Annotated in this window: 11 protein-coding genes and 2 tRNA genes; 11 read left to right on the top strand and 2 right to left on the bottom strand. The window is 32.8% G+C overall.

Annotated elements, in window-relative coordinates; translation table 11 throughout:
• Positions 1–100 precede the first annotated feature (100 nt).
• On the bottom strand, positions 101–637 hold the full coding sequence (locus AAGD19_RS01290; RefSeq protein WP_341747999.1) for a DUF1543 domain-containing protein: 537 nt from the start codon (positions 635–637) through the stop codon (positions 101–103).
• 183 nt (positions 638–820) lie between these two features.
• On the opposite strand from AAGD19_RS01290, the gene dapF reads away from it, so the two are divergent.
• From dapF to AAGD19_RS01255, 7 genes are all read left to right on the top strand, one after another.
• Complete coding sequence (gene dapF / locus AAGD19_RS01285; protein WP_341747998.1) at positions 821–1630, top strand: diaminopimelate epimerase; 810 nt, start codon at positions 821–823, stop codon at positions 1628–1630.
• Positions 1623–2885 carry a tRNA (N(6)-L-threonylcarbamoyladenosine(37)-C(2))-methylthiotransferase MtaB gene (gene mtaB, locus AAGD19_RS01280; RefSeq protein WP_341747997.1) on the top strand — a complete coding sequence of 421 codons (1263 nt, stop codon included), beginning with the start codon at positions 1623–1625 and terminating at the stop codon, positions 2883–2885. Before dapF ends, mtaB begins: the two co-directional genes overlap by 8 nt.
• Positions 2882–3838: an NAD(P)H-dependent glycerol-3-phosphate dehydrogenase gene (locus AAGD19_RS01275; RefSeq protein ID WP_341747996.1), complete on the top strand. Its 957-nt coding sequence runs from the start codon at positions 2882–2884 to the stop codon at positions 3836–3838. Before mtaB ends, AAGD19_RS01275 begins: the two co-directional genes overlap by 4 nt.
• Positions 3835–4353, top strand: coding sequence for a hypothetical protein (locus AAGD19_RS01270; RefSeq protein ID WP_341747995.1), 519 nt, complete (start codon positions 3835–3837; stop codon positions 4351–4353). The genes AAGD19_RS01275 and AAGD19_RS01270 overlap by 4 nt, the downstream gene beginning before the upstream one ends.
• Positions 4343–6139, top strand: coding sequence for a penicillin-binding protein 2 (gene mrdA, locus AAGD19_RS01265; RefSeq protein WP_341747994.1), 1797 nt, complete (start codon positions 4343–4345; stop codon positions 6137–6139). Before AAGD19_RS01270 ends, mrdA begins: the two co-directional genes overlap by 11 nt.
• Positions 6140–6220: 81 nt before the next feature.
• Complete coding sequence (locus AAGD19_RS01260) at positions 6221–7804, top strand: NADH-quinone oxidoreductase subunit N (RefSeq protein WP_341747993.1); 1584 nt, start codon at positions 6221–6223, stop codon at positions 7802–7804.
• Positions 7805–7937: 133 nt separating this feature from the next.
• The gene (locus AAGD19_RS01255) at positions 7938–8678 is read left to right on the top strand and encodes a biotin--[acetyl-CoA-carboxylase] ligase (RefSeq protein ID WP_341747992.1); all 741 of its coding nucleotides are present in this window, start codon (positions 7938–7940) and stop codon (positions 8676–8678) included.
• Here AAGD19_RS01255 and AAGD19_RS01250 read toward each other — a convergent pair.
• Entirely contained in the window at positions 8675–9403 is a 729-nt protein-coding gene (locus AAGD19_RS01250) for a 3-deoxy-manno-octulosonate cytidylyltransferase (protein ID WP_341747991.1), read from the bottom strand. The genes AAGD19_RS01255 and AAGD19_RS01250 overlap by 4 nt on opposite strands.
• A 159-nt stretch (positions 9404–9562) precedes the next feature.
• On the opposite strand from AAGD19_RS01250, the gene AAGD19_RS01245 reads away from it, so the two are divergent.
• The 4 genes from AAGD19_RS01245 to folE all read left to right on the top strand — a co-directional run bounded on the left by AAGD19_RS01245 (position 9563) and on the right by folE (position 11901).
• Positions 9563–9638, top strand: a tRNA-Lys gene (locus AAGD19_RS01245).
• A 125-nt stretch (positions 9639–9763) separates the two neighbouring features.
• Positions 9764–9840 (top strand) — tRNA-Ile (locus tag AAGD19_RS01240).
• Between the two features lie 16 nt (positions 9841–9856).
• Positions 9857–11308, top strand: coding sequence for a hypothetical protein (locus AAGD19_RS01235; protein ID WP_341747990.1), 1452 nt, complete (start codon positions 9857–9859; stop codon positions 11306–11308).
• Positions 11309–11328: 20 nt separating this feature from the next.
• Positions 11329–11901 carry a GTP cyclohydrolase I FolE gene (gene folE, locus AAGD19_RS01230; RefSeq protein ID WP_341748415.1) on the top strand — a complete coding sequence of 191 codons (573 nt, stop codon included), beginning with the start codon at positions 11329–11331 and terminating at the stop codon, positions 11899–11901.
• Positions 11902–11924: the final 23 nt, after the last annotated feature.

Here is an 11924-nt window from a genome sequence, read left to right as displayed (position 1 = left end):
AGTATACTCGGTGAACTTCAAGAATTAAGGTCGTCGTGTCTAAAGCACAATTGTTGAAATCATAGAAGTATATATGACCTTAATTTAATATTATAACTATTTATTTGAGTTGCTGATAACCATTGATTATACTTAACTTCTTTTTTATGCCAGTATATTCAAGTGCAATATGGTAATTATCAACTTCAGTAATTCTAATACATTCATCTATATCATAGATATTGTCAGTATGTAACATTTCTGTACCCTTCTTAGATACTTCTCTTCTTGCTTGTTCAATGGCTTGGCTTCTCGATTGTGCAACAACAAAAGTGATAAAATGATTTTCTCCCAAAAAGTTTCTCTTATAAGAACCAAGGTTAACAAAATATAAATGATTGGTACTAGATTGAGGTTTTATTTCCGTAATTTTAACATCAAAACCATTAAGACTAGCTAGTATGAACCAAGAATCAACATGTAGAGATGTTTTTATACCACACCATTTGCTTTTAATTTTTTGAGAAATTTCAATATCAGATTTCCCAACTGCAAATACAACATCATGCATTTCTATATTACAACCTTCAACTTTTCCTCCTAAATAGAAAACACATAACATAGGTGAGTCAAATACAAATTTTTGCAAATAAGGCATATAAAGCTCTTTTAATTTTCTAATTCAATGATATATTTTTAATAGTTATTAGTTAGTTGTTAATATCATTATAGGTATGATACTAACAAGGAGTCTATTATTTTCTACATAAATTTCATATATTTGGTATAATAGCTAAGTTGCTTTGTAGCAACCTAAACTCAAAAAACTAAAGATATTCTCGTGTTAAAAAAAATCAATTTTGCTAAAATGCATGGATTAGGTAATGATTTTGTGATTATCAATCAGCGTGATTTACCTAAAAATTGTGATTTGCAACAATTATCTCTAAAGATTGCCAATCGCCATACTGGTATTGGTTATGATCAGTTTATTATTTATGATAAAAAACCAAATTACTATGAGATGATTATATATAACCAAGATGGATCAAGTGCCAAATTATGTGGTAATGCTTCAAGGTGTCTTACCAAGCTGATATATCTTGATTTAGGTATAAAGGAAATCACTTTGAGTGTATATGGAAAAGAATTATCTTGCAAGATACTGAATGAGAACGAGATTGAAGTAGATAGTGGGATAGTTAGTTTCGAGGAAGATTGGATGCCTTCATCCGAAAAAATCTGGCCGGTTGTAGAACGTTATATGATCGACATCAAGGAAGTTATCTGTGCCGATATTGGTAATCCACATTTTGTTATTTTTAGTGATCTCGCTATTGAAGATAAAGAAATAATAGGAGAAAAATTACAGGAAAAAGAATTATTTGCTGATGGTGTTAACGTTAATTTTGCTTCAATCAAGAATAATAAAATTTATTTATCGGTTTGGGAAAGAGGTACAGGCTTAACTCTTGCTTGTGGTAGTGGAGCATGTGCTAGTTTTGCTTCTGGGGTCAAGCTAGGATTTATTAGCTCTCCTTGTCAAGTAGTATTTCAATTGGGTAGTCTACAAATGTCAAAGCAAGGTGAGAATATAATAATGACTGGTCCTGCTACTTTAGTTTCGCGCGGGGAGTTTTTTTATGACTAAATTACAAGAAGTTGTAACCCAAGAAATTATAACTTTTGGTTGCAAATTAAATATTTATGAGAGTGAAGTGATCAAAAATAACTTAGCTCTTTCCGGTCTTGAAAATGTTATAGTATTTAATACTTGTGCTGTTACTAAGGAAGCTGAAAAACAATCACGTCAAGCAATTCGTAAGGCTAAAAGAAATAATCCTGATGTAAGAATTATTGTTACTGGTTGTGCTGCTCAGAATAACCCAGCTATTTTTGCTAATATGGTTGAGGTTGATAAAGTACTTGGTAATGAGGAAAAATTGATTGCTAGCAATTATCAATTTACCGAAGAAAAAGTGGTAGTAAATGATATAATGTCGGTTACTGAAACTGCTAATCATATGGTGAGTAGTTTTGATGGTAGATCTCGTGCCTTCATTCAGGTGCAAAATGGTTGTAATCATCGTTGTACGTTCTGTATGATACCTTATGGTAGAGGTAATAGTAGGTCAGTACCGATGGGTGCTATAGTACGACAGTTAAGGGCATTAGTAGAAAATGGTTACAATGAAGTAGTATTTACAGGTGTTGATGTGACTGCTTATGGACCAGATTTGCCAGGAACTCCAACTTTTGCTCAGATGATTAGACGAATTATTGGCTTGGTTCCAGAACTAAAGAGGCTTAGATTATCTTCAATTGATGTAGCTGAGATCGATGATGATTTGTTCGATCTTATGGTCTATATACCAAAGATTATGCCGCATTTTCATATTAGTTTACAAGCTGGTGATGATATGATACTTAAGCGTATGAAACGTCGCCATAATCGTCAAAATATTATTGATTTTTGTCATAAATTGCGTAATTTAAGACCAAATGTATCATTCGGTGCAGATATTATAGCTGGTTTTCCGACGGAAACTGATGTAATGTTTGACAATACCAAAAGACTTATCTCTGAGGCGGATTTACAGTATTTACACGTTTTTCCATATTCTGAACGCGATGAAACTCCGGCTGCAAGAATGCCGCAAATAGCAAAATCGATTAGAAAAGCAAGAGCAGAAATTTTAAGAACTGCCGGAGAACAACAATTACAAAAATTTTTCCAAAGGAATATAGGGCAAGAAGTAGAGCTACTTGTAGAACAAAATAACATGGCTCATACAGAAAATTTTATTCCGGTAAAGCTTGAAGGTAATTTTGACGTAGGACAAATTGTTAAGGCTCGGCTAGTTGCTATAGAAGATAATCATATGATTTCAGAAATTTTGGTATGAACAAGTTTAAAAATATTGCTGTTTATGGTGGCGGTAGTTGGGGAACTGCACTAGCCTGTCAAGTGGCAAGATGTTACGATAATGCTCCCATATTTTTACGTGATAATAATATTGTTGAAGAAATAAAAAATAGTAAAACCAATAGCAAATATTTGGGTAGCGATGTTACATTACCAAGTAATATAGTGCCTTATAGTGAGTTGGCAGCTATTTTAGATCAAGAAGTAATAATTATTGCTGTACCATCTTTTGCTTTTCATGATACTCTGAATATATTAAAAGATACTGGGATATCTAAGGATGTGGCGTTATTAGTTGCAACTAAGGGCTTTTCTAGAGATCCTACAGAACTACTATCCGATAAAGTAAAAAAGATATTACCAAATAATCCATTGGCGTTTATCGCTGGACCTAACCTAGCTAAAGAAGTTGCCCAAAATTTATTAAGTTCGGTAACTATTGCTTCTGTAGACATTGACCTTGCAAGAAGATTGGCAATTAGTTTAATATCACAACAATTTAAGGTTACTATAACTGACTATGTGGTAGCAATTCAAGTGGCATCTGCTGTTAAAAATATTGTAGCGATAAAAAGTGGTTGGTATGAGGCAAAAGGTTATGGACAGAATGCTAAAGCAGGTCTGATAACGGGGGGGCTTCAAGAAATAAAAATTTTATCTGAGGCCATTGACGGAGAATTAGAGGATAGCTCTATTTTATATGCTCCAGGCGTATTAGGGGATTTGGTGCTAACTTGTTACTCTAAAGAATCACGAAATAGTAGATTTGGTTATGAATTAGGGAAGCACTTAGATGTTAATAAATTTTTAAATGAAAATTTATACTTAGTGGAGGGTCGAGAATCTGCTAAACTGGTATTGGATCTCATAAGAAAATATGATCTAACATTACCGATTATTTCATCAGTAATTAAAGAACTGAAATTAGTATGAAGTTTTTTGGCAATTTATCACAAATGTTATCACCAATATTTGGTAAAATAATATTATTAGAATTCTGTTTGTTATTATTAATTTTTCCGTTAGAAAATTTTAGAATTAATGGAGAATCTATTATTTTCCCAGCTTTTGAAGTTAGTTTACTCTACTATTTTTCCACATTTTATCATATTGGTTTTTGGCTAATATTTTTAGCAGGAATAACTTTTGACCAGTTATATTCCATGCCAATTGGTACAAATTCTTTGGTTCTGATAATTGCTCACATAATTTTAGAATTCACAGGAAAATTTTTTGTACTTAGAAGTTATTTAACAAATTTTATCGTCTTTTGTTTCTATTATTTCTTTATATTACATTTTAGATATTTGCTGATTTTAAGCAAAGGCTTATCTTCGGAGGGGTATTTTATGATGTTAATGCAGTATCTAACTACTATATTCTCATATAATTTGCTACGAATTCCACTTGATAAAGCATTAGAATATTTTAGAAAACATGCTAAATAGTAAAATATTATATAGCCAGTTAATATCAAGAAGGGCTTTTCTCATAGGTTCAGGAAAACTGACATTGCTTTCGTTATTGGCTGGAAGAATGTTTTTTATGGAGTTGCTTGAAAATGATAAATATCGTACTTTATCTGATAAAAATCGTATAAGTTTTATTCTAATTCCACCTTTTAGAGGGCAAATTTATGATATCAACGGTAACATTATGGCTACAAACCAAACTTGTTTTAGGTTGTTACTTGACATACATAATGGCAATGATTACAAAAACGAATTAGCTCTAGTTGCCAATATCCTAGAATTATCCGAAGAAGAACAAAATTACATTAAGCAAAAAATAAAAAAAGCCAATAAACATATTCCTTTGGTTATACTAGATAATCTTAGCTGGCAACAAATGTCACTTATTGAAGAACAAAAGTTAAATTTAAGTTCTATTTTTGTAGATGCTAGTTATTCAAGATTTTACCATTTTTCAGAAGCGACTTGTCATGTGATAGGGTACACTGGACAGATTAATGAGCAAGAAAAACAAGATTTACAAATTAACAATTTAGGAGATTTTAATATTGGAAAATTTGGTGTAGAAAAATATTATGAAGACAAGTTACGTGGAAAATTTGGTTATAAGCAGATAGAAGTAAATGCCTTGGGTAAACAAGTAAGAGAAATCACCAATATTCAAAGCCAGCAAGGTGAGGACTTACATCTAAATATTGACGTGGAACTACAACAAAGAGTGCAGCCATACTTAAATAAACAAGGTTGCTCTGCAATAGTTATTGATACCAATAATGGTAATGTGCTAGTGCTGGCTATGTCACCAGTATTTGAGACTAATAATTTTATAAAATTATCCCAAGATTACTGGCAAAGTTTAGTCAATGATCCCTATAAGCCGTTGATTAATAAGACCATACAAAGTACTTACCCACCTGGATCTATTTTTAAAATTATTACAATTTTAGCTGGATTAGAGAATGGCATTAAACCGACTAAAACTGTTAATTGTACTGGTGCTTCAGTATTAGGTAATAATAGTGCTAGATGTTGGAATCGTCATGGTCATGGCATCGTTGATATGTATAATGCTATCAAATATTCTTGTAATTCTTATATGTATGAAATAGCTTGCTTGATAGGTCATAAAAGAATATTAGATATGGCAAGAAATTTTGGTTTTGGTACAAAAACTGGCATTGATTTAACCGGAGAAGCATCAGGTTTTGTTCCTTCAGAAGAGTGGAAAATGAAAAAATTTAACTCTAAATGGACGATTGGTGATACTCTTAATTTATCGATAGGGCAAGGGTTCTTATCAGCTACTCCAATCCAGCTAGCTAGATTTGTAACAGCAATTGCCAGTAATGGGAAATTGTATAATCCTAAAATTGCTAAAGATATATCAGTAAAAGATGGGTCAGTATTCGATCAGATTAATATAAATCAACAATATCTAGATATTTTAAAAGAAGGCATGTATAGAGCAGTTAATACGCAAGGTGGGACTGCCTATTATAGTAGAATTTTGACAGAAGGGCATCAATTAGCTGGTAAAACAGGTACGGCACAAGTGCAATCAAAGGTTAATATCAATGATGATTTAAATAGAGAGTCAATTGCTTGGGAAAGGCGTAACCACGCTATATTCGCTGGGTTTGCTCCTTACCTACAACCTCGTTACTCTGTTTTAGTGTTTGTAGATCATGGTGGAGGTGGAGGTAGGGCAGCAGCCCCTATAGCTAGTAAGATTATGGCTATGGTACTTGATAAATATAATTGAATATTTTTTACTATTCGTACTTAGTGCTAGCGATTTTATAGTATATATTAGCATTTATATAAAAACTTAGAAACTTGCAATATGACAGACCCAATTTTTAAACAATTTGTAATTATTTTACCTGAGATAATGCTGACCTTACTAGCTTTGTTTACTCAGACATATGCAGTGTTATTTAGTACAAAAACTAAAACCATTAGCAATATACCTGATGAATTTCAAGAGTTGGCTAGGTCTGCGAGTGGTGAGCAGACTAGGCGTAGTCAAACCGTTGTTCCTACGCGAAGTCCCATCGTGCCACAACGCCAACACTTGAAAGGCGAAGGGTATACTCAGATATTACTATCGGCAATATTACTTATTGTCGCTTTTCAACAGTTGCAGTATCTTGCTTTACAAGGTTCAGGTAATGGTATAATAGCTTTTCGTAATTCTTTTGTCGTTAATCATTTTACTGTTGGTTTTAAATTCTTTGTTTTATTATTTTCAATAATGACTATGATGATTTATCAGGCATATTGTAAAATCACTAAGGAGGAGTTTAAAACAGAATTTATAACCTTAGTGCTACTTTCTACTGTTGGTGTTTTTATTACTATATCAGCCCGTAATTTTTTACTTTTATTTGTTGCTATGGAGTTACAGGCACTGGTAGCCTATGTATTAGCTGGCTTTAATCTGAATAATATTAAAGCATCAGAAGGAGCGTTAAAATATTTTATTCTTGGGTCTTTGATTAGCTGCCTAACGTTATTTGGCATTTCCTTTATTTATGGATTTGGCGGTAGTTTAGATTATAGTAATATTTTTCAGAAATTGAATCATTCACCGCAGCCAAATATTGGTTTAATAGTGGGCTTAGTGCTTTTTTTAAGTGGTATCTTATTTAAATTATCAGCTGCTCCTTTGCATAGTTGGACGTTAGATGTATATGAAGGGTCTCCCATTCCTTCAATTACCTATTTCTCTGCTACCACAAAAATTGGTAATGTGGTGGTATTATTAAATATAATGACTATGGTAATTGGAGATTATAAGCAAATTTCAGTTGATCTAATAAAAATCACTGCGATTTTGTCCATGCTTATTGGGGCAGCTGGTGCTATTAGACAAACCTCCCTCAAAAGGCTAATGGGTTACAGCACTATTCTAAATATAGGCTATGTTTTAATGGCTATTTCTTTTCATACTCCTTACGGTGATAGAGTAGCATTACTATATATGGTTATTTATGCTGCTTCTGTCACTGGCTTTTTTGCCTGCCTAATTACTCTGCTGGGTGCAAAATCAGATTCGGCAACTTTTGATGATATTAAAGGTCTTGCTTCTACCCGTAAGGCGTTAGCTGCTGGGATTGCGATTATCATGTTCTCTATGATAGGCATTCCACCACTGGCAGGATTTCTTGCGAAATACAGCGTTTTCTATCAGGCTATTATAGAGAAACAATTTACTCTAGCATTTATAGCTATTGGCACAAGTGTTGTAGCGGCTTATTATTACCTGAAAATAGTTAAGTTTATGTATTTTTTTGAAGCGGATAAAAGTTTGAAACTAGTTTTAGTACCAACACCTAAGAGCTTAAAATTTATATGCTATTTGATTATTGGAGTTTTATTGCTTCTGTGTGTTTTTATTCAGCCATTTGCTGATATACTCAAATGATTTGAAGAATTGGATTTGAAAATGAATGGTGAGCAAGCGGAGCGTACATTAGTATAGTTACGCATGCGAATCCATGATATTTTCAAATCCAATTCTTCAAATCATTTGAGTATACTATGGATGGTTTATAGCTATGTCGTGGCAGGAAAAATATAATCTACTAATTTTTGATGAGATAGATAGTACCAGTTCTGAAGCTATTAGGATGGTTAAGGATTGTCCTGATAAAAATTATGTAATATTGGCAAAAAATCAGACAAAATCGCGTGGAAGAAATAGTAGAATCTGGCATTCTAGTCTAGGGAATTTGCATGTTAGTATATTATTAAATCATAAGATTAATCTTAGCTATATTCCACAATTATCTTTTGTTATGGCTATTGTTGTTTATAAAACTATAAGATCTTTGAAGGAGGAATCAGAGAATTCTATCAAATTAAAATGGTCCAATGATGTTTTGATAAATGACAAGAAAGTATCAGGTATATTGCTTGAGTCTATTAGTATAAATGATAATAATTATCTCATTATAGGTGTTGGCATCAACGTTAAGGGAAGCCCTTTAAATATTGATCAATTGGTAACCAATTTATCCGATGAGAATATAGAAGTAAAAGATCTAGAATATTTATTAGAGCTTCTCATGATTAACTTTGAAAAATATTTTAGTAGATGGAAACAAGAAGGGTTTAGTAAAATAAGACAATATTGGCTTAAAAGAGCTTATAAGTTAGGTAAGACGGTTACTGTAAATGATGGAAACACAAAAATTTCAGGAATTTTTAAAGACATAGATGAGAACGGGAGCATAAGGATTCAGCTTGCCTCAGGGCAGGTTTGTTGCGTTAATTATGCTACGGAAATAATTTATTAACTGATATTTTTTTGATAAAACTCTATAGCCTTGTTTAAATCTTCTACTGTATCAACAGAAATGGGGATATTGTTAACATAACATACCCCTATGGACATGTTATTTTGTAATGCTCTTAGTTGTTCAAGTTTTTCGCTTAATTCTAAAGTTGAAACAGGTAAGTTTATGAATTTAGTTAATGCTTCTTTGCGAAACCCATACATTCCTACATGATATAGAAATTCTTCTGCACCGTGTGGAATGAGATTACGAGAAAAATACAAAGCCCTATCATTATGGTCAGTAACAACCTTGACATTACTATGACCATTTACGGCATCTATACCAACTTTTACTACTGGGGTCATAATATCATGGCTACTGGACTTTAGGCTTTCAATAACTTTGATAATTGATTCCGGTTCAACAAAAGGCATATCACCCTGTACATTCAGGATATAATTAATATGGTGATTGTTAGGGATTAGCTGAAATGCTTCGTATACACGTTCGGTACCAGTTTGACATTCTTGGTTTGTCATAATAAATTGTCCACCGCAATCAGTAACTTTTTTAGCTATAGTTTCTGAATCAGTTGTCACATAAATATTTTTTAGTTTGGTTAAATATACTTGCCTAAGAACACGCTCAATTATTGAGATTCCCCCTACAAGTTGTAGAGGTTTTTTGGGAAGTCTTACTGAATCAAGTCTTGAAGGAATAATAATTGCAACATCAGAGTGCATAAACTACCATATGACTATATTTACTAAAATTTAAGTGTTGACAACACAAAATAATTGTTGACAACATAACCTTTTTAAACGATAAAGTAAAGCTTATTATATATGGCTTTTAAGTATGGATTCCCGCTTTTAGCTGGAATGACATCGAGAGCGTATTTAGGGCTCGTAGCTCAGCTGGTAGAGCACTTGACTTTTAATCAGGTTGTCCCGGGTTCGAATCCCGGCGAGCCCACCACTTTAGGGTACTTAAAACCATAAACATATCTGCGTATGTTGGGTTTATAATCCTAAGTGAAGCCAGCTAAAAAAGTATATCTGATGCATGACACTGCTAACACTTGAAATGCTAAGGGTATTAATGGGTTTGTAGCTCAGCTGGTTAGAGCACACGCCTGATAAGCGTGAGGTCGGAAGTTCAAGTCTTCTCAAACCCACCATTCGTAAGTATTCTTTATGAATCTTGAGAATATAATTCCACAATTAAGCCGTAATAAGTTAGCTATTTACTGGCTTGGAAATGGTATATTTTCGCTTGCTCTTGCTGGGGTGTATTCAATAATATTGGTAATGCTCCGCACTCCAATGTTAGTTAACTTATTTTCAAATACAGAAATTTTTCGATCAGCTTTGGTTATTCATGTTAATTTATCAATCCTAGTTTGGTTGATGTCAGTTACAGCATGTGTTTGGAGCTATAATTTAGAGGCGACTACTTTCAGCATAACATGTGTAATAATAGCATTTATTTCTACTGCACTAATAGCTTTATCACCATTTTGTGGCCAAAATTTTCCTGTAATGAACAATTACATACCAATGCTGGAGAATATAATATTTATTTTCGGAATTAGTTTGTTTGGTGTATCTGTATTGTTATTTGCCTTATATACATTATGGAACTGTTGCAAAATATCTTACTTTAACTCCCTCATTAATTTTACTATCCTTTCTACCGTAATAATGTGGGTGTTAGTATGGGTATGTTTTATTTGGTCTTATTGCCAATTACAAGAAATTATTAAACTTGTACCAGTCGATATAGAATTTTACTATGAATTGCTTTTTTGGAGTGGCGGGCATTTATTACAGTTTATTTACACGCAAATTTTGATATTAGTAATGACAGTGTTATTCCATGCTTGGATAGGTAAGGAATTAAGATTTAAAAAGCTGTACCTTGCACTATTATATTTAAATTTTGTTATAAGTGTTGCAGCTATTAGTGGACATTTATTATATGATATTATAGATGCTGAATTCAAAGAATACTACACTAAACAAATGAAATATGGTGGCGGGATAGCAGCAACTTTGTCTTTGATAATAATGTTTTATGAGCTAGTTACAGCTAATTTGAATAACATTACTTCGTCATTGCGAGGAAGCGTAAGCCAACGAAGCAATCCATTTCTAATCACTTTTATAGATTGCTTCGTTGCTACTAAAGTAGCTCCTCGCAATGACACTAGTTTGCTACGAGTAAATAGTAATCAGGTTAGCTATATAAAGATGAGCATAATTTGTTCTAGCATATTATTTCTGTTTGGAGGATTTATTGGTATATTAATTACAGGTATGAATGTTACTATTCCTGCACACTATCATGGTTCAATTGTTGGGATTAGTGTAGCTTGTATGGGTTTCTGCTTTCTTCTATGTGACGATAAACAGCAGAAGAACTCATATTTTACAACAGCAATTATAACGATAACTACAGGGCAGATGTTACATATTATAGCTCTGCTCTTTGCTGGTGGGTACGGGGTGATGCGAAAAACACCAGGGGTAGAAATGACTATTGGCAGTAAATTATTAATGGGTATAATGGGTGGTGGTGGGCTGATTGCTATTGTTGGTGGCTTGATGTTTGTTATTATTTGTGGTAGAAGAATCTTGTTTAAGTAATTGGAATAAAAATAATGGACTTGAAAAAACCTACTACAGAAGAAGCCAAAGAGGCAGTTAAAACTTTATTACGATTTATTGGTGAAGATCCAAATAGGGAAGGGCTACTAAAAACTCCTGATAGAGTAATAAAAACTTACCAAGAAGTGTTTTCTGGGTATGATAGAGATGTGGAAGAAATATTAACGACTAAATTTTACGATACTTGTAATTTTCAGGATTTCATAGTGTTAAAAGACATACATTTTAATTCATTTTGTGAACATCATATGTTACCGATAACTGGTACGGTAAATATAGCTTATATACCTGATAATTGTATAATAGGTATCAGCAAGCTCGCTAGGATAGTTGATGTTTTTGCTAGGAGACTACAGATTCAAGAAAAGATGACTGTACAAATTGCTGAAACATTACAGAAATATATTAAGCCCCTAGGTGTTGCGGTTAAGATTTCTGCATTACATAGCTGTATGACTCTTAGAGGAGTTATGCAAAATGATAGTATTATGAATACTATGCATTATACAGGTATATATATAGAGCAGCAGAAATATCGCCACGAGTTTCTAAATATTATTGCCAAGAAATGATCATTTGAATAGGTTCTTGATAT

It is taken from the genome of Candidatus Tisiphia endosymbiont of Dascillus cervinus (assembly GCF_964026405.1).
GTDB lineage: Bacteria > Pseudomonadota > Alphaproteobacteria > Rickettsiales > Rickettsiaceae > Tisiphia.
Note: the sequence above shows the minus strand (reverse complement) of the source record. Positions and strands in the feature narration are given on the sequence as shown.